This window comes from Paenibacillus sp. MSJ-34 (assembly GCF_018918005.1).
Classification (GTDB): domain Bacteria; phylum Bacillota; class Bacilli; order Paenibacillales; family Paenibacillaceae; genus MSJ-34.
Window position 1 is genome coordinate 15,516 of the sequence record NZ_JAHLPR010000048.1, and the last position, 18,170, is coordinate 33,685.

The 18,170-nt window shown below is 53.8% G+C and carries 16 protein-coding genes and 1 other annotated feature; of the genes, 2 read left to right on the top strand and 14 right to left on the bottom strand.

All coding sequences use genetic code 11. The features are described 5' to 3' along the window. Nucleotides 1-30: 30 nt before the first annotated feature. Genes murC through KQI79_RS21895 form a run of 3 tightly spaced genes read right to left on the bottom strand, consistent with a single transcriptional unit; the run spans nucleotide 31 to nucleotide 5,511 of the window. A complete protein-coding gene (gene murC / locus KQI79_RS21885; RefSeq protein ID WP_483311406.1) occupies nucleotides 31-1,428 on the bottom strand; it encodes a UDP-N-acetylmuramate--L-alanine ligase in 1,398 nt (465 codons plus the stop codon). 4 nt (nucleotides 1,429-1,432) lie between these two features. Continuing rightward, nucleotides 1,433-2,812 carry a bifunctional folylpolyglutamate synthase/dihydrofolate synthase gene (locus KQI79_RS21890; RefSeq protein ID WP_230191385.1) on the bottom strand — a complete coding sequence of 460 codons (1,380 nt, stop codon included), beginning with the start codon at nucleotides 2,810-2,812 and terminating at the stop codon, nucleotides 1,433-1,435. Nucleotides 2,813-2,841: 29 nt separating this feature from the next. Beyond that, nucleotides 2,842-5,511, bottom strand: coding sequence for a valine--tRNA ligase (locus tag KQI79_RS21895; protein WP_216540438.1), 2,670 nt, complete (start codon nucleotides 5,509-5,511; stop codon nucleotides 2,842-2,844). Nucleotides 5,512-5,571: 60 nt separating this feature from the next. Then, nucleotides 5,572-5,854 (bottom strand) — a binding site (T-box leader). 49 nt (nucleotides 5,855-5,903) lie between these two features. Between KQI79_RS21895 and KQI79_RS21900 the strand changes: the two genes are divergently transcribed. Next, nucleotides 5,904-6,209 (top strand): hypothetical protein, encoded by a 306-nt coding sequence (locus tag KQI79_RS21900; RefSeq protein ID WP_216540439.1) that lies wholly within the window; start codon nucleotides 5,904-5,906, stop codon nucleotides 6,207-6,209. A gap of 106 nt (nucleotides 6,210-6,315) precedes the next feature. Beyond that, nucleotides 6,316-6,480 (top strand): hypothetical protein, encoded by a 165-nt coding sequence (locus KQI79_RS21905; RefSeq protein WP_216540440.1) that lies wholly within the window; start codon nucleotides 6,316-6,318, stop codon nucleotides 6,478-6,480. Between the two features lie 81 nt (nucleotides 6,481-6,561). On the opposite strand, the gene KQI79_RS21910 is transcribed toward KQI79_RS21905, so the two are convergent. The 11 genes from KQI79_RS21910 to speD form a co-directional block, all read right to left on the bottom strand. Beyond that, nucleotides 6,562-7,860 carry a LysM peptidoglycan-binding domain-containing protein gene (locus tag KQI79_RS21910; protein ID WP_216540441.1) on the bottom strand — a complete coding sequence of 433 codons (1,299 nt, stop codon included), beginning with the start codon at nucleotides 7,858-7,860 and terminating at the stop codon, nucleotides 6,562-6,564. Between the two features lie 135 nt (nucleotides 7,861-7,995). Continuing rightward, on the bottom strand, nucleotides 7,996-8,829 hold the full coding sequence (locus KQI79_RS21915; protein ID WP_216540468.1) for an RluA family pseudouridine synthase: 834 nt from the start codon (nucleotides 8,827-8,829) through the stop codon (nucleotides 7,996-7,998). Nucleotides 8,830-8,834: 5 nt separating this feature from the next. Then, nucleotides 8,835-10,130, bottom strand: coding sequence for a glutamate-1-semialdehyde 2,1-aminomutase (gene hemL / locus KQI79_RS21920; RefSeq protein WP_216540442.1), 1,296 nt, complete (start codon nucleotides 10,128-10,130; stop codon nucleotides 8,835-8,837). A gap of 21 nt (nucleotides 10,131-10,151) precedes the next feature. Next, a complete protein-coding gene (gene hemB / locus KQI79_RS21925) occupies nucleotides 10,152-11,150 on the bottom strand; it encodes a porphobilinogen synthase (protein WP_216540443.1) in 999 nt (332 codons plus the stop codon). A 22-nt stretch (nucleotides 11,151-11,172) separates the two neighbouring features. After that, on the bottom strand, nucleotides 11,173-12,711 hold the full coding sequence (cobA, locus tag KQI79_RS21930; protein ID WP_216540444.1) for a uroporphyrinogen-III C-methyltransferase: 1,539 nt from the start codon (nucleotides 12,709-12,711) through the stop codon (nucleotides 11,173-11,175). A 6-nt stretch (nucleotides 12,712-12,717) separates the two neighbouring features. Further along, complete coding sequence (gene hemC / locus KQI79_RS21935) at nucleotides 12,718-13,656, bottom strand: hydroxymethylbilane synthase (protein ID WP_216540445.1); 939 nt, start codon at nucleotides 13,654-13,656, stop codon at nucleotides 12,718-12,720. A 51-nt stretch (nucleotides 13,657-13,707) separates the two neighbouring features. Continuing rightward, a complete protein-coding gene (locus KQI79_RS21940) occupies nucleotides 13,708-14,373 on the bottom strand; it encodes a precorrin-2 dehydrogenase/sirohydrochlorin ferrochelatase family protein (RefSeq protein WP_216540446.1) in 666 nt (221 codons plus the stop codon). 5 nt (nucleotides 14,374-14,378) lie between these two features. Then, a complete protein-coding gene (gene ccsA, locus KQI79_RS21945) occupies nucleotides 14,379-15,206 on the bottom strand; it encodes a cytochrome c biogenesis protein CcsA (RefSeq protein WP_216540447.1) in 828 nt (275 codons plus the stop codon). Between the two features lie 12 nt (nucleotides 15,207-15,218). Then, on the bottom strand, nucleotides 15,219-16,625 hold the full coding sequence (gene hemA / locus KQI79_RS21950; RefSeq protein ID WP_216540448.1) for a glutamyl-tRNA reductase: 1,407 nt from the start codon (nucleotides 16,623-16,625) through the stop codon (nucleotides 15,219-15,221). A gap of 168 nt (nucleotides 16,626-16,793) precedes the next feature. Continuing rightward, on the bottom strand, nucleotides 16,794-17,330 hold the full coding sequence (locus KQI79_RS21955) for an S-adenosylmethionine decarboxylase (RefSeq protein ID WP_216540449.1): 537 nt from the start codon (nucleotides 17,328-17,330) through the stop codon (nucleotides 16,794-16,796). A 111-nt stretch (nucleotides 17,331-17,441) separates the two neighbouring features. Continuing rightward, complete coding sequence (gene speD, locus KQI79_RS21960) at nucleotides 17,442-17,840, bottom strand: adenosylmethionine decarboxylase (protein WP_216540450.1); 399 nt, start codon at nucleotides 17,838-17,840, stop codon at nucleotides 17,442-17,444. Nucleotides 17,841-18,170: the final 330 nt, after the last annotated feature.

Sequence of the window (18,170 nt, forward strand, 5' to 3'; positions counted from 1 at the left end):
TCGTTCAACGATGGGGACCGTCCATTTGAATTACTGAAGCTGCTTGCCGTCCATTTGCGCTCTCAGCGTTTTGGCGAGCCCGTCCGCGGCTTTCCAAATATCGCCCGCTCCCATGGTAATCACCAGGTCGCCGGGACGCACGCTGTCGCTCAAATAGCTCAGCACCTCTTCTTTGGTCGGAATATATTTCGTATTTCGATTGCTGTTCTGCACGATCAATTCGACCAATTTGGCGCTATGGACGCCTTCGATCTGCTTTTCTCCCGCGGGGGAGTAGATGTCCGTTATGATGACTTCATCCGCGTCCGCAAAGGCGCGGCTGAATTGATCCAGCAAAAAGAAGGTGCGGGAATAGCGCTGCGGCTGAAATACGGCGACAATCCGTTTGCCCGTCGCCTTCGCCGCTTGGATGGTCGCTTGAATTTCCGTCGGATGATGGGCGTAGTCGTCGATGACCAATATATCGTTCACTTCGCCCAGCACTTGAAATCTGCGCTTTGCGCCGCGAAACAGCTTGATCGCGCCTTGAATCGCATAAAACGGAATGCCCGCCTGCATGCAAGTAATGACCGTAGCCATGGCGTTATACACGTTATGGCGGCCCGGCACGGACAATTCGATCGGACCGAGCGGAACGCCCTGGTAGCAGAACGTGAAATTAACCTTTCTATCGCCCAGAACGACGTCTGTTGCCGTGTAATCCGCTTGCCGGTCGATTCCGTACGTTATATATTCGCCTTTGACCGTAGGAAGCATTTCCTGCAGCGTCTCGTCGTCCGCGCATACGATCGCTTTGCCGCCTTCTTTCACTTGATTCAGAAACCGGACATAGGCCTGCTTCAACTTCGCGAAATCTCCGCCGTAGTTTTCCAGATGATCGGCTTCGATGTTGGTTACGATAGCCAGCGTCGGATGATATTGCAGAAAGGATCCGTCGCTCTCGTCCGCTTCAGCCACGACATAATCGCCTTTCCCCGCTTTCGCGTTTGTGCCGACGTTCATAATTTCTCCCCCGATAATATAGGTCGGATCGTAATTGCATTCCTCCATCACAAGGGCGATCATCGACGAAGTCGTCGTCTTGCCGTGGGCGCCCGCCACAGCGACCCCATTGCGCGAATTCAGCAAACGGGCCAGCATTTGCGAACGATGCAATATCGGGATGCCCTGTTTCTCGGCCTCCACTCTTTCCACATTGTCTCCTGCGAGCGCGGTCGAATAAACGACCAGATCGGCGCCTTGCACGTTGCCCGCCGTATGTCCTATATAAATTTTCGCCCCTTTGGCCGCCAATTTCTCCGTTAAATCTTGCGCGGCTACGTCGGAACCCGTAACCGTATATCCCATTTCCAGCATAACCCGAGCAATGGCGCTCATCCCGTAGCCCCCGATGCCGATAAAATGAACATGTTCTACTGTATTCAACAAAGACTCACCAACCTTTTTCAGAATCGGTCTGATACAAGATATGCGAACGAACATCGGCGATTAAGTATAGCGTTCCGGTTACGACCGCCAAATCTTCGTCGGACGTTATTTCCGTCAACTTTCGCAACGCTTCTTTCCAGTCCGGTTCAACTGTCACGTTCAGATCCGGGCGCGAAATCTCGTCCGCTACGTTCCGGACGATCGCCAGCAAATCTTCGGCCTTCATCTTTTTGCGGAAATCGGGCTCGGTTATGATAAGCGTATCCACTATAGGTAGTATATGCCGTAAAACATCAATATGATTCTTCGTCGACAACATCCCTAGCATCAGATGCAATTTGTTATAACGGTACGTGCTTTGGAGCGCCTTGGCCAGCGTTTCCGCGCCCTCGGGATTATGCGCGCCGTCCACAAGCAGACGCGGCCGCGTCCCGAGCATTTCCAAGCGTCCCGCCCAGGCCGTCTCCGCAAGCGCTTTGTACAAATCGTCGTCTTCCACGATAAGCGCGTAATATTGCCGCAGCACTTCAATCGCCATTAACGCTGCGGCGGCGTTTTTGATCTGATGTTCCCCGTTCATGCGGATGACGACATGATCCAGTTTGCGGAACGGACCGACAAAAGTGAAAACTTGCTCGTTCTCTTGCGAACGGATCGTTTCGAAACGATATTGTTCTTCCGCCAAGTAAAGCGTAGATTTGCGGCTTTGCGCCGTTTCGCGCAGCACGCGGATCGCTTCCGGCTGTTCCGCGCTGCTGACGACCGGCACGCCGGCTTTAATGATTCCCGCTTTCTCGGCCGCGATTTCTTCGATCGTATCGCCCAGCACATCCATATGATCGTGACCGATATTCGTAATGACGGAAATCACGGGAACGACGATGTTCGTTACATCCAGTCTTCCACCAAGACCCGTCTCCCAAACTACATAATCGGGAAAAGTTGCCTTGGCGAAATATAATACGGCAAGAGCCGTCGACACTTCAAACATCGTGGGCGATCCCAATTCGGTAGCGGCCACTTCGTCCACATACGGCTTCAATTCGTTCGTTAGGCGCAGGAGCGTTTCCTCAGGGATATCCTGGCCGTTATATTGAAACCGGTTCGTAAATTTCTCGATGTAAGGCGAGGTGAACGTCCCTACATCGTAGCCGCTCTGGCATAAAATTCGCGTCAAAAAAGCGCATGTCGATCCTTTGCCGTTCGTCCCGGCAACATGAATAAACTTCAATCTGCGATGCGGGTTTCCCATTAAATCCATCAACATTTCTATTCGCGCCAAGCCTGGGCGAATGCCGAACGGTATTAATCCGTTGATCCAACGTACCGCTTCTTCATAGGTTTGAAAAGGGGCTGCCGCGACAGCCCCGTTGATGTCAGCCATTGTTACCCCATCCTTTTCGTCTTGCGGCATTACCCGCGCAATTCTGCGATACGCGCCAACACCTTATCGCGTTTATCCGAATAATCTTTTTGCTTCGCCCTTTCTTCCTCGATCACTTTCGCCGGCGCCTTCGCGACAAATCCGGCGTTCGCCAATTTTTTGTCGACCCGTTCGACTTCGCTGTTCAAATGGGCCAATTCTTTCTCCAGACGGGCGATCTCTTGCTCGATATCGATTAATCCGGACAGCGGCAAATACAGTTCCAACCCAGTGACGACCGCGGTCATCGCTTTATCCGGCGCGGCAACGCCCGGATCGACCTCGAATTTGGACGTGTTGCAGAAACGGCGAACATATTCCGCGTTGCGAGAAATAATGCGGTTCGTTTCCTCGTCCGAAGGTTTGACGATCAATTCGATTTTCTTGCTCATCGGAACGTTAACCTCGGCCCGAATATTGCGTACCGCGCGAATGATATCCATGAGCAGATTCATCTCGCGCACCGCGGAAGGAGCCTCCAGCGCCGCATCGTATACCGGCCATGGAGCGAGCGTAATCGTTTCGCCCTCATGCGGCAAATGCTGCCAAATTTCTTCCGAAATAAACGGCATGAAAGGATGGATCATACGCAGCGTACGGTCGAGCACGTAGGCGAGTACGGATTGCGTTTTCTTCTTCGCATCGGCGTCTTCGCCGTAAAGGCGAAGCTTGGCGAATTCGATATACCAGTCGCATAGATCGTCCCAAATGAAATTATACAACAACCGGCCGGTTTCTCCGAACTCATAGCTGTCGATCAACCGGGTAATGTCGCGCGCCGTCTCGTTCAACCGATGCAAAATCCAGCGGTCGGCCGTACCGAGTTCGCCGCCGATGTCGATTTGGCCGTAAGTGAATCCGTCCAAATTCATTAAGGCGAACCGCGACGCATTCCAAATTTTGTTGGCGAAATTGCGCGCCTGTTCCACCTTTTCAAGGCGGAAACGTAAATCTTGCCCAGGCGTGCTGCTGGTGGAAATCATATAACGCATGGCGTCGGCGCCGTATTTGTCGATCACTTCAAGCGGATCTATGCCGTTGCCGAGCGATTTCGACATTTTGCGGCCTTCGGCGTCGCGCACGAGTCCGTGAATCATGACGTCCTTAAACGGAATCTGTTCCGTGAACTCCAATGCGGTAAAGATCATACGCGCAACCCAGAAATAAATAATATCATATCCGGTCACGAGCACGTTCGTCGGATAATAACGTTTGAAATCGTCCGTTCGGTCCGGCCATCCAAGCGTGGAAAACGGCCATAGCGCCGAACTGAACCACGTATCGAGCACGTCCTCGTCCTGCCTCAGGCTGCTGCCTCCGCATTTGGCGCAAACGGCCGCATCGCCTATAGACACATGCATCTCTCCGCAATCGTTGCAATACCATGCCGGTATTCGGTGCCCCCACCACAATTGGCGGGAGATGCACCAATCGCGCACATTTTCGATCCAATGCAAATAAATTTTCTCAAAACGGTCCGGTATGAAGCGGACTCCTTGCCCGGATTTTTGCGCCTCGATCGCTTTTTGCGCGAGCGGCTTCATTTTGACGAACCATTGCGTGGACAAATAAGGCTCGACGACAGCCCCGCTTCGTTCGCTATGCCCCACTTGATGAAGATGGTCTTCGATTTTGATCAACACGCCTTGCTCTTGCAAATCCTTGACGATTTGCTTGCGGCATTCCGAACGGTCCAGGCCGTTGTATTTGCCGGCATGCTCGTTCATCGTTCCGCTCTCGTCCATTACGGTAATTTGCGGAAGATCATGCCGCAGCCCGACTTCGAAATCGTTCGGATCGTGGGCGGGAGTGATTTTCACAGCGCCGCTTCCGAACTCCTTGTCGACATATTCATCCGCGATCACCGGAATTTCTCTGCCGACGATCGGCAACACGAGCATGCGGCCGATCATATGCTTGTAGCGCTCGTCCTCCGGATGAACGGCAACCGCCGTATCGCCGAGCATCGTCTCCGGACGCGTCGTCGCTACCGTAATCGAACCGCTTCCGTCTTTCAGCGGATATTGCAAATGATACAAATGGCCTTGAACTTCCTTATATTCCACTTCGATGTCCGACAACGCGGTGCGTGCCGCGGGATCCCAGTTAATAATATATTTGCCGCGGTAGATCAATCCTTTTTCGTACAGCTTGACGAACACTTCCCGCACGGCGCGCGACAGCCCTTCGTCGAGCGTAAACCGCTCTCTCGAATAATCGAGCGAGAAGCCCATCTTGGCCCATTGCTCGCGAATCGTGTTCGCATAAAGCTCCTTCCATTGCCATACGTTCTCGAGAAATTTCTCGCGGCCGAGATCGTAGCGGCTTTTTCCTTCCTCGCGCAGCTTCTGCTCCACTTTTGTTTGCGTGGCGATGCCGGCGTGATCGGAACCGGGCAGCCATAACGCGTCATATCCCTGCATCCGTTTCGTGCGGATCAGAATATCCTGTAATGTAAAGTCGAGCGCATGCCCGATATGCAGCATTCCCGTTACGTTCGGCGGCGGAATGACGATCGTATACGTTTCGGCGTCCGGGCGCCGGCCCGCGTTGAAGTATTGTCCCTTCAGCCAATACTCGTACCATTTGCGCTCCGCCGCTTTCGGATCGTACGTCGTCGGCATGGCGGTTGTCGATTGGGTTTGATTCGCTTCTGACATGATAACTACCTCCGTTTTCATCATTGAGCAAGCTTCAAAAAATACAAAAAGCCCCTCGTCTCAAAGGACGAAAGGCTATCTTCCGTGGTACCACCTTTGTTTCGCATGCGAGTAAGGGGCGCAAATCGCCGATGCACGCGACACTCTTACAGATAACGGCTGCGGCCGGTTCGCTTTCGCCTTGCTATTTCAACGCCTTCGATTTTTGCGCGCTGCCGTGGAACAAGGATCGAGCAAACAACTCCGGGGCGACTTCGGCAACTACATCCTGCGGAACTTCACAGCGTACCGGTTCCGCTCTCTGAAGGGTTGATTGCCTACTATTCCCTTTCAACGTTTTTAGCAATAAATCATCTTATATCATAGCTTTCTTTATCCAAGGAGTCAATACAATGTATGAGCAGTATATGAATGATCTATGGCAAATGTTTGTACAAATGCGTGTTCAAAAAGTCAACTTTTCAGCACCGAGAAGGTTGCGAGAACCCGAGGCCCATGCTTCCGAAGCGAGTTTTGCTGCGCAAAACTTTCAGGAGGAGCGGAGTGTAGGCAAAACCTACATGAGCACCTGCAATGTTTCCGGAGGAAACATCCTTCGTAAGCATACGCTCTTCGAGGGTGAACGCAAGATTCGATGTCGAGTCGGCTCCCAGCTTATCTTCGTGATCAAAAGGGGACTTTTTGAACAACCTCTTTAAGGAGTGTCATATCCCATCTTGTCCCATTCATAAACTTTTTATAAGAGGTTGCTGAAAAAGTCGGCTTGCCGGCTTTTTGAACCTTCACTTTAAGGTGGTGGTGAACATGGAACGCTGGTGGTGGAAAATCCGTTATTCGGTGAAAGGCGTTATTTTTCCGTTAATATGCATACAATTCGTAAGAACGCTGCTGCTGCCGACCGGACTGGATGTTTTTATTTTATTCATTCTGTTTCTGATCTATTTGGGCTTTCTCCTCGACATGTACTAATGATCCGCAATATCGGCAAAAAAAAACCTCCTGCCCCGGGTACGCTCACGTACGCAAGGCGGCAGGAGGTTTTTCGCTTCGTTACGGAATATAAATTACTTGTCCTTCCGACAAGTTTTGCTCGTCTAAACGATTGTACAGCATAATTTCGCGCGGGTTCAGATGATATCGGCTCGCGATCATATCGAGCGTTTCTTCCCGCTGGACGATGCACATTTTCACTTTACGGAAAGCGCTTTTCTCATCTTGTTTGCTTAAAAATAAATTTTTCCATTCCAAATCGTCCCCTGAAGAAGCGGATTTGAGCTGCTCCGCTTGAGCTTCCAACTCTTCCACGGCGTTTCGGGTTTCCAACTGTTTTTGCGCATTGCTGGAGTGCAGCAATGTCATCAGTCCGATTTGTTGTTCCGATTCGCCTTGCGGCTCTTTTTTCGCGCTCAGCGCCACTTTCATTTCTTTCTTTTCTTCCGGCGGCGCAGCGGCTTCCACGATCGCTTCGCTCTTCGCATCTTCCTGTTCCGGTTCCCGGATCTCGACAGGTTCCGGCTCGGGTTCCGGAATCGCAGCAAACTCGGCCACTGCGGCTTCCTCCGGCTCCTCGGCATTTCTGCCGGCCTCCTCCGCGATCAAGTCCCTCGGCCATTCCTTGTCCGGTTGAAAGGAATGCGTGTGCAGAACGGGTTCGGGTTCGGGTTCCGCTTCGAATCCGAACTTGATTTGCTCTTCCATACGATCCTCGGTCCGCTGAACGGCTGCGTACGGGTCCGGGAATTCCGCCTGAGACGGCTCTTCTTGCACGAAAGCTTGATCCGAATAGGAGAAAGTTTCGGTTTCCCATTGCGGTTCGAACGAGGGACGTGTCTCCGCGGCAAAGCTCTCGATCGGAGGTTGCGAATGGGGCTGTTCCGCGTGTTCGGATTGTTCTGCCTTTTCTGCCTGTTCCGCCTGATCCGTCTGGGCCGTTTGATGGTATACGGTAAACTCTTCCGGGGCCCATGCGGGCGTTTCGTGCTGGATCATCTCGATTCCTTTGAGCGAAAGCACGCCGGTAATGTTTAATGTTCGGTTAGACAACAAATCGACATCGAAGTTCTCGATTTCAACCGAAATATCTTCCAATTGGTGCACACGATTCATCGGCAGCGTTATTTCCACGGGAATCCAATGTTCCAACGTCTGCGTACTCTTCTCCTCGTCGTTGCCTTTATAAACGGTCGCAAGCAGCAAATTACCGCGCAATGTCGCCTGTTCTCCGAGCGGAACCACCTGAATGTGGGGCACAAGTTCGATCTCTTCGAGTTCCTCGATCCCTACTACATCTTCCGACAGATGCACCCGTTCATAAATGTCAAATCGCAATCCGTAAGATTGATCAAACAATACGGAGTCCTCCCTTCTGCATATCAAACTGGATATTGCCCGTTTTCAGCGACGAGTCGCTTTCGGACGGAGCAACCTCTTATCATCGCTACTATTTATCTATATGCCCGGAAGGGAGGAGCATGCCATCTTTTTTCAATCTTTCAACCGCAATTGCAAAGTACGCAGCGATTCCGGCCATGGCGCGTCGACATGCAACCGTTCGCCGGAGAGCGGATGCGCGAAATGCAATGCTTCTCCGTGCAGCGCTTGCGCGGGATAAAGCTCGGCGGAGCCGCCGTACAGTTCGTCGCCGATAATCGGATGTCCGATATAGCTTGCATGGACGCGTATCTGGTGCGTACGCCCCGTTTCCAGCCGCAGCCGGACAAGCGAAGCGGTGCGGTACGTCTCCAGCACTTCCAGATGCGTCACCGCCTGCGCGCCGGTCCGCGAGACGCGGCGCCGATTGCGATGATGCCGATCTTTGCCGATCGGAGCGTCAATCGTGCGAAGATGGCCGGCGACTTGCCCTTGTACGAATGCGATATAGATCCGCTCCACCGCTTTCAAGCGCATCGCCTCGTCCAGTCGAAGCTGGGCGAATTCGTTCTTGGCATAGAGCACTGGGCCGGTCGTATTCTCGTCAAGCCGGTGGATATGCCGCACTTTCAATTGCTGTCCCGTGCACTCGTAGTACGAAGCGATTGCGTTCGCAAGCGTTCGCCGCTGCTCCGGAACCGCCGGATGAACGAGCATATTCGCCGGCTTGTTGACAACCAGACAAAAATCGTCTTCGTACAGAATGTCCAGCTCATGCCAAAACGGCGGAATCCCATCCGATTCCGCCGGAAACAGCTTATAGCGCGTCCGCGTTCCCGTCGTTTGAATTCCGCCGTTATGCCGCAGTTTATGTAGGAGCCGTTCCGGCAGCGCGATCGTATGCCCCGCGGCCGTTTCGAACCATTCTCCTTTTCTTACGCCGCTCATCGGTTTCATAAGTTTTTCAAAGCGTAATAATGCGCTTCGATCGTAGCATCGATATCTTCCTCGCTATGCGCGGCCGAGACGAACATTCCTTCGTATTGCGACGGAGCGAGGCTTATTCCCGCATCGAGCATGCCCGCGAAGTAAGCGCGGAAACGATTCAAATCCGAAGTTTTCGCCGTATCGTAATTGATGACATGAATATCGGTGAAAAACGGGCAGACCATGGAACCGACGCGGTTGATTGTGCAAGGAACGCCGAGTTCCCGCGCATTGCGTTCGAATCCCAATTGCAATCTTGCCGACAATCGTTCCAAACGTTCGTATACGTCCGGCTGAAGCAATTGCAGCGTCGTATAGCCGGCAACCATCGCGAGCGGATTGCCGCTTAACGTGCCCGCTTGATAAATCGGCCCGGCCGGAGCGATTTGCTCCATGATCTCGCGTTTGCCTCCATAAGCGCCTACCGGCAGCCCGCCGCCGATTACCTTGCCGAGACAGGTCAAATCCGGCGTTATGCCGTACAATCCTTGCGCGCAATGAATATGCACGCGGAACCCTGTCATCACTTCGTCAAAAATAAGCAAGCTGCCGTATCTCGTCGTAATGTCGCGCAATCCGGCAAGGAAGCCGGGCAGCGGCGGCACTACGCCCATATTGCCGGCGATCGGCTCAACGATGACGCAGGCGATTTCCTCGCCGAATCGCTCGAACGCGATCTTGACGGCTTCTATATCGTTATACGGCACCGTAATCGTCTGGGCGGCCACGCTTTCGGGGACGCCGGGGCTATCCGGCAGCCCAAGCGTTGCTACGCCCGAGCCCGCTTTTATAAGCAGGCTGTCCGAGTGTCCGTGATACGAGCCTTCGAATTTGACGATTTTGCTTCGGCCCGTATATCCGCGGGCGAGGCGAATCGCGCTTAACGTCGCCTCCGTGCCTGAGTTTACCATCCTCACGATATCGGCCGAAGGCACCCGCTCGCAGACTAACTTCGCCATCAGCGTCTCCAATTCGGTCGGCGCGCCGAAGCTGGTCCCTTTCGCGGCCGTCCGCTGGATCGCTTCCACGACTTCCGGATGGGCATGTCCCATAATCAACGGGCCCCATGAAGCGATATAATCGATAAATCGGTTGCCGTCAATATCGTAAACATGCGATCCTTCGCCGCGGTCCATATATACCGGCGTTAAGCCGACCGATTTGAAGGCGCGGACAGGAGAGTTAACCCCTCCGGGAATATAGCGCTTCGCTTCGGCAAACGCCGCTTTGGAACGTTCGTCTTTCCGTTTCTGCATACTCATCCTTACCTCCTCCTTGTCCGTCTATTGGTTCAACCATTTCGCCGCGTCTTTCGCGAAATACGTAATGATCACGTCTGCGCCGGCGCGTTTCAAGCCGGTCAGCATTTCGAGCACAACCGCTTCTTCGTCGATCCATCCTTGCAGCGCCGCCGCCTTTACCATGGAATATTCGCCGCTGACGTTATACGCCACGACCGGCAGATCGAACTGATCCTTAAGCATGCGAATAATGTCCATGTAAGCCATGGCCGGCTTAACCATAAGGAAATCCGCGCCCTCCCGCACATCCGATTCCGATTCGCGCAACGCTTCGCGTGCGTTGGCGGGATCCATCTGGTACGATTTCCGATCGCCGAATTGCGGCGCAGAATGAGCCGCTTCGCGAAACGGGCCGTAAAATGCGGACGCGTACTTCACCGAGTAGGACATGATCGGCACATGATCGTAGCCGGCTTCGTCCAATCCGGCGCGTATCGCTTGCACGAAGCCGTCCATCATATTCGACGGCGCGATGATGTCCGCTCCCGCCTTCGCTTGCGAAACGGCCGTCCGAACCAGCAATTCGAGCGAGGCGTCGTTAAGCACTTCGCCGTGCGGCCGGCCGTTGACGTCATGCACATGAACGAGCCCGCAATGACCGTGGTCGGTAAACTGGCACAGGCATGTATCCGCGATGACGAGCAGGTCGGGATACAACGATTTGATGCGGCGCGTCGCCTGTTGTACGATGCCGTTCTCCGCGAAGGCGGACGATCCTTGCGCATCTTTCGATTCGGGCACTCCGAACAACAGAACGGCGGAAATGCCCAATTCGACAATTTCCTTCAACTCTTGATCCATCCGGTCGAGCGACCAATGGTACACTCCGGGCATGGACGGTATTTCTTCTCGAACGCCGCTGCCATGGGTAACGAACAACGGCGCGACGAAATCGTCCACCGTCAGCGTCGTTTCGCGCACCATGCGGCGAATGGCCGCCGTTTGGCGCAAACGGCGATGTCTCACAATCGGAAAGCTCATATCTGTCATTCCTCCTAATGGTTTAGTTCCTTCCTATAGCGCATAACGCTTCCGCAAGCGCCGGCACGGTGGATTCCCTTGCGGTTGCCGTCACTCTCAGCCCGGCTTCCGCCGCCGTCTGCGCCGTAACCGGCCCGATGCAGGCGATGTCGATGCCCGCCAGCAGTTCCGCGGGACGGTCGACGCCCATTCGTCTCAATACGGCAAGCAAATTTTTGACGGTTGAAGAACTTGTAAACGTAATAATATGAATGTCGCGGTTGCGCAACAATTCCAATACTTCCTCGTCGTTCTCGTCCGTGATGACCGTTTCGTACGTTTGCGCTTCTACAGGGAATAGTCCCGCCTCCCGCAGCCGTTCCGGCAACCATGCCCGCGCCAAATCGCCGCGCGGCAGCAATACATGCTGCCCCGGACGCAAGTTTGGGGCGAGAGCGTCGTATATGCCTTCCGCCTGATACCGCTGCGGCAGCTCCTCGATCGTCAAGCCGCGCTCCTCAAGCGCTTCGGCCGTTTTGGGACCGACCGCAACGATTCGCGCTTTGTGCAGCGCCCGGATATCGGCCCTTTGTTCCCGCAAATGGCGGAAAAAATAGTCGACACCGTTAACGCTAGTAAAAATAACCCAATCATATCGATCCAAACGCCCCAACGCCTCTTGCAGCGAACGTCTCGCCTCTTCCCGCGAGGGAGGGCGGGTCGCAATGACCGGATATTCCACCGGCTCGCCGCCCAAATCTTCGATGAGCTGCGCGAGCTCGCTTGCTTGCTCGCGTGCGCGCGTGACAAGCACGCGCTTGCCGAATAGCGGCATACGCTCGTACCATTGCATCTTCTCGCGCTGCAGTACGACATCGCCGACGACGATGACGGCCGGCGGCTGGAAGCGAGCCTCCCTCACCTGATCCGCGATCGTTTCGAGCGTTCCGACGAGCGTCGACTGCTCCGCCCTCGTTCCCCAGCGAATAAGCGCTATGGGCGTATGCGGCGGCCTTCCGTGGCGCATAAGCTGTTCGCTTATATATCCGATTTTGGCGACGCCCATCAGAAACACGAGCGTCCCGGTCGCGTTCGTCACTTTCTCCCAATAAATCGACCGATCCAATTTATCGGGACTTTCATGCCCAGTAATAATCGATAAAGAAGAGGCAAGGTCACGGTGCGTCACCGGAATTCCCGCATAGGCGGGAACGGCGACGGCCGATGTCACTCCCGGGACGATTTCGAAGGGCACGCCATGTTCCGCCAGCAACTCCGCTTCTTCGCCGACCCGGCCGAAGATCGACGGGTCCCCCCCCTTCAGCCGGGTTACCGTCTTCCCTTGCAATGCCAAATCGACAAGCAGCCGGTTAATTTCCTCCTGCTTCATCGTATGCCTGTCCGGCAGCTTGCCCACGTAAATTTTGTCGGCGCCCGGCTTCATATGCTTCAGCAGCCGCGGCGATGCCAACCGGTCATAGACGACGACATCCGCCCGCTCAATACATTGCAGGCCCTTCACAGTAATCAGTTTGGCATCTCCGGGACCTGCGCCGACGAGATAAACTTTCCCCTTATTCATTTCCCGTTATCCCCTCAATTCGGCCAATATGCGATCCGCTCCTTGCGCGATCAATCGGGAGGCCACCTGCTCGCCAAGCTTCTCCGGATCGCCGCCCCGGAGCGTTTCTTTCAGGATGATCCCGCCGTCCGCCGTGCCGACCATTCCCGTCAATTCAAGCGCCGAGTCGGCCGAGTCGCCTACGATCGTCGCATACGCGCCGATAGGCACTTGGCATCCCCCGTTCAGCACGCCGAGAAAGCTTCTTTCCGCCCGTACCGTCCGTTCCGTAACCGGATCGTTCAAGCGATGCAGCAAATCGAGCGCTTCCGTATCATCGCTGCGGCATTCGATGCCGAGCGCGCCTTGTCCGACGGCCGGCAGGCAAATATCTTCCGGCAAATATTGCGTAATGCGCTCCTGCCAGCCCATGCGCAACAGCCCTGCCGCCGCAAGCACGATCGCGTCGAATCCTTCCGTCTCCAGCTTGCGCAGCCGGGAATCGATGTTGCCCCGGATCGACTCGATCTGCAAATCGGGACGGTAATGCTTCAATTGGCTCGCCCGCCGCAAGCTGCTCGTGCCGACCTTTGCCCCCTGCGGCAGGTCCTGGAGCGGTCGTCCGTCTCTGGCGATAAGGCAGTCGCGCGGATCGACGCGCCGCGGCACCGCTCCGTTCGTCAGCCCTTCTTGCCGCTCCCACGGCATATCCTTCATACTATGTACCGCCATATCGATCTCGCCGCTGAGCAGCGCTTGTTCGATTTCTTTCACGAACAATCCTTTGCCTCCGACTTTGGACAACGTAACGTCCAGAATACGATCGCCTTTCGTTACGATTTTGCGAGTCTCAAACCGAAAAGAAAGTCCCGCCTGCTCGCATATCTCTTGCAATCGCTCCACCATTTGCCCCGTTTGCGTAAGCGCCAGGGCGCTTTGCCTTGTACCTACAACGATCGTCCGCATCCTATTCCTCCTGAAAAGCCATAGCTTCATTGTACTGTTTCGTTTACGATATCATTCATCGAGCCGTTCCGCAATCCAGCGCCGCATCTCCGCGTCCGTCCACGGACGATACAGGCCTTCGCGGATTTGGCCAAGCCAATCGATTTGCATAAACGTTCTCGCCAATCGCCTGCGCAGCTGCGCATCGCCCACCGTCCGCCTTGCGACGGTTCGAAACCGCTCCGCAACCGCGATGTACGTCTCGTAATCCGCAGCGTCCCTTTCCTCCAAGTCTTCGCAAATGCGCCGCGCGGCGATCGGGCTCGCGCCTGACGTGGAGACGGAAATGACGAGCTTTCCCCGCCGCATGACGTACGGATTCGTAAAATTGCCGTCGTCCGCCTCGCTGGCGACATTGACGAAAATGCCAGATGCGCGGCTATCCGCCGCAACGGCCCGGTTTACTTCGCCGTCGTCGGTCGCGGCGAACACAAGGGCGGCGCCTGCGACGTCTTTCGATTCGTAACGCTTCGCAATTCCTTGAACGGCTCCTTCTTCGATCCAGCCAATGATCCGCTCAGTGAACCGGGGACTAATGACGACAATATCGGCTTGCGCGGCAAGCAACCCTTCGATTTTCCGTTCCGCCACCGCCCCTCCGCCAACGACGACGCACCGCCGATGCTTGAGCTGCAGCATAACGGGGTACAACGGCGCGCTTTCCGATTTACCGCTCAATTCGCTCACTCTCCCATCCAATGATGAAACGTCGACAACGCGTTAATTCCAACGTTCATCACCATAACCGCATAACAGATAAACGTCCAATAGGCTAATCGATTGCCGGGAAGCCGCAAATAAAACCGTTTCAAAAAGTAAAAAAGATATAAAATAAGTGCCGCCAAGGTCGATAACACTTTCAGGTCGAGCAGCAGCTCCAACCGGCCTGCCGAAAAGACGGAAGCGACGGCTACGACGAGCGACATAATCAATAACGGCGTTCCGATAACGAGCGACAAGTAGCAATAACGGTCGATCTTCTCCAGGCTGGGCAGCCTGCGCACCGGGTCGGACCATTGCTTCCCTTTCAATTTCCGGTGCAGATAGACGTACATTCCGGCGAATATCGTCCCGACCGTTAACGCCGCAAAACTGCAGACGGCCAAAGCGACGTGAAAAACAAGGAAATTTTGTGCGATTTCCCAACTTTCCAGCCTTTCTTCGCCGATCGGCCCGCTGAACAAATTCAAAACTAACATGGCAAACCCTACGATATTGATTAAAAAAACGCTGTAATCGATGCGAAATAAAAGAGTGATCGCCAGCGATACGGTGACGAGCACCCAGGAGAAGGCAAACATAAATTCGAGCCTGGATAATTCAAAAGGCCCCGACTGTCCGAACACCCTCCAGACAAGCAAGGCCGTTTGCAGCACCCATACGAAAGCAAGCAGCCCTGTACCCATCCGCTTCGATCTCGGATTTCTGCCGACGAAGTCCGGGAAAAAAAACAGAAGGCTCAGGGCGTACATATAAATAATGACATCGTATATCCAACTTTGCGAAACCATGCCGGCCACCGCCTAATTCAGCGTTGCCGCCGCCCAGGATAGAGCGCCTTTCGCTTCGGCTGCGGCTCTGTCTTCCCGAACGGCATGCGAAGACGGCGTTTCCTCGCGCATCGAAGATATATGCTTCTCGGCATCCAGCTCCGCTTCGGCGAGCTGCTCTTCCAGCGCGAACAGCTTGACAAACATGTCAAGCGCTTCGTCCGCGTGTTTCTCCGAAGCCATTTCTTTCACTCTTGCGATCGGGTCGCGCATCATCTGGTTCACAATGCTTTTGGTTAGTTTGCGTATCACTTTGACTTGACGCTCGTCCAATTCGGGAAGTTTGTTAAGCAAGCTTTCCATCGTTTCTTCATGGATATGGGCCGACTTCTCCTGCAGCGCGCGAATGAGCGGGCTGACGCCGAGCGTTTTCAGCCATTGCCGGAACGCTTCCATTTCCGCCGCGATCATTGCCTCGATCTTGGCCGATTCTTTGCGGCGTTGTTCGAGATTGCTTTCCACAATGCCTTGCAAATCGTCGATATCGTACAGGAAAACATTCGGTATTTGCGAAATGTTCGGGTCCAGGTCGCGCGGCACCGCGATATCGATCATAAATAGCGGGCGCCCTCTGCGCTTATTCATGGCCGCCTTCACTTCGTCTTGCATTAAAACGAATTGCTCCGATCCTGTCGAGCTGATGACAATGTCCATCTCATGCAATCGCCCCAGCCCTTCGCGGAGGGTGCATGCTTTCCCGCCCAATTTGACCGCAAGCTGTTCCGCGCGCGGCAACGTCCGGTTCGCCACGGTCACTTCCTCGGCTCCGCCGGCGTATAAATGCTTCACGGTCAACTCGCTCATTTTGCCTGCGCCCAAGATGAGTACTTTTTTGCCCGCGAATTTGCCGAAAATCCTTTTCCCCAGCTCGACGGCCGCATAGCTGACCGATACGGCCGCTTCGCCGATGGCCGTCTCCGCGTGCGCGCGCTTCGCCATCGTAATGGCCTGTTTAAACAGCGTATTAAACCAGGCGCCGGTCGTTTGGCTTTGCTGGGCAAGGGCGAGCGCGTTCTTCACCTGTCCCAAAATTTGCGTTTCGCCGATCACCATCGAATCCAAGCCGCTTGCGACGCGAAACAGATGCTCGATCGCTTGTTCGTCCTCGTATATATATAAATGATGAGTGAACTCCCGGCGCGGAATTTGAAACCATTGCTCCATAAAGCTTCGCACGAAATGTCCGCACATATGCAGGCGATCCACAACAACGTACAGTTCCGTCCGATTGCAGGTGGAAACGATGACGCATTCCAGAACGCTCTTCGTTTGTTTCAATTGACGCAATGCTTCGGGCAGCACCTTCTCGGAAAATGCGAACTTCTCCCTCACTTCCAGCGGAGTCGTCCGGTAATTTAATCCGACTACGATAATGTGCATGATTCCTCACCTGCCTCATCGTTTTTTTGTCAGTGATTATTATATCACAGTTCCATGATCCGATTATGATGAATTTTGAAAATATTATGAAAATGAACCGCCATCTCTAGTGTTGGCGGTTCGATTGCCTGTTATACTCCGTTCCTGCGAAGGCTGATGCCGATTTTATTATGGCGAGAGCTGCTCCTCAAGCAATTTCGCAAGATCGGCATCGGTTTTGGTCAGCGTATTGTTCTTCGAGCCGACGACCTGACCGCCCGATGAGAACAACTGCCCGTAAGCGTTCAGCATGTCGCCGAACTGCCGTTGAAACGAAAGCAGCGTCTCCCTCTCCTGATCCGATACCGGCCTGTCTCCGCCGATTTGCAAAGCGGTAATGAACTCGACCATCTTGTTTAACGAAGAGAGCGATTGCAGCCGCCCTCCGCCGACCGTCTTTGCGAGCCGCTCATGGGTGTAAGCCGCCGAGTATACGGCCAATTTCAACGAATCCAATTCTTTCGTAACCCGCGCATGACCGGATTCGTTCAAGGAACTGTTCACGATTCCCATCTGAAACAGCGAAACCTCGTACAACATCCGCTGCGCGTCGGCCTTCTGCACGCCCGGCGTCAAAAAAGCGTAAATTTGATAGGCCGGCCAAACGATAAGCAATACGACGATCACAACGATTAGAGGTTTTCCGCGCCGATGTCCCCTGCTCATTCCTTCTCCTCCCCCCTATGCTTCTCTTCTAACATTTTATGGGGGTTGGACAAAACAAATGACCATGGATCGTCCATGGCCATTCATTCATCAATTGTATTTGTCGTTCAATTACACGAGTTCCGCTTGTTTCATGGCCGGTTCTTCAACCTTTAATTCGCCTAAGCCGCGAACAAGCTTTTTCGCATACGTTTTTTCCGGTTTTAATACGGACACCAGGTAGTCAATCGCTAATTGCGGGTCTACCGTCTCGCCGCACGTATAGCAGTCGATCGCAGCAAAACCTCTTTCAGGATAAGTGTGGATGGAGAGATGACTCTCTGACAACAAAACAAGGACCGTTGCACCTTGCGGTTCGAATTGCTTCGATTGCACAGACAATACGGTCGCGCCGCACGCCTCGGCAGCTTCCACCAATTGCGCTTCTAATAATTCAGCATTGTTCAATAATCCAAAATCGACGCCCCAAGTATCAACAGCAACGTGTCTTCCGAAAGTTGAGTATTCCATCTTTCGGTTCCCCCTTCCTAGGAATAAAATGTTTGAAAAAATTTCATCCGCTAGGACCTACGTCATTCACTTCTCGAGGGAATAATCTCTCGCAACATTCAATGTCCTGAGTGAATCCTGGTTCCTAATATTTTGTTCAACGAAACTAAAAATAACATCTATTGCCCGGAAATGCAATAGTTTTTTTTGGGAAAGCAGAAATGAAATCGAAAATTGCCGGACTCGTATACAACATATGGCGAATTCTATACATTTGTGCATAGCCTAATACGTTGTTTCACTTCGCCAAGCTTTCCGCTTATAAAAAACCTGCCGCTTAAAGTCGCGGCA

Bases quoted from the DNA above. Each gene is read 5' to 3' on its own strand.
- KQI79_RS21905 (WP_216540440.1), top strand. From the start codon at position 6,316: ATGGAACGCTGGTGGTGGAAAATCCGTTATTCGGTGAAAGGCGTTATT.
- KQI79_RS21955 (WP_216540449.1), bottom strand. From the start codon at position 17,330: ATGAGCAGGGGACATCGGCGCGGAAAACCTCTAATCGTTGTGATCGTC.
- hemB (WP_216540443.1), bottom strand. From the start codon at position 11,150: ATGAGCTTTCCGATTGTGAGACATCGCCGTTTGCGCCAAACGGCGGCC.
- hemC (WP_216540445.1), bottom strand. From the start codon at position 13,656: ATGCGGACGATCGTTGTAGGTACAAGGCAAAGCGCCCTGGCGCTTACG.
- hemL (WP_216540442.1), bottom strand. From the start codon at position 10,130: ATGAGTATGCAGAAACGGAAAGACGAACGTTCCAAAGCGGCGTTTGCC.
- hemA (WP_216540448.1), bottom strand. From the start codon at position 16,625: ATGCACATTATCGTAGTCGGATTAAATTACCGGACGACTCCGCTGGAA.
- KQI79_RS21890 (WP_230191385.1), bottom strand. From the start codon at position 2,812: ATGGCTGACATCAACGGGGCTGTCGCGGCAGCCCCTTTTCAAACCTAT.
- KQI79_RS21895 (WP_216540438.1), bottom strand. From the start codon at position 5,511: ATGTCAGAAGCGAATCAAACCCAATCGACAACCGCCATGCCGACGACG.
- KQI79_RS21900 (WP_216540439.1), top strand. From the start codon at position 5,904: ATGTATGAGCAGTATATGAATGATCTATGGCAAATGTTTGTACAAATG.
- KQI79_RS21915 (WP_216540468.1), bottom strand. From the start codon at position 8,829: ATGAGCGGCGTAAGAAAAGGAGAATGGTTCGAAACGGCCGCGGGGCAT.
- ccsA (WP_216540447.1), bottom strand. From the start codon at position 15,206: ATGGTTTCGCAAAGTTGGATATACGATGTCATTATTTATATGTACGCC.
- speD (WP_216540450.1), bottom strand. From the start codon at position 17,840: ATGGAATACTCAACTTTCGGAAGACACGTTGCTGTTGATACTTGGGGC.
- cobA (WP_216540444.1), bottom strand. From the start codon at position 12,711: ATGAATAAGGGGAAAGTTTATCTCGTCGGCGCAGGTCCCGGAGATGCC.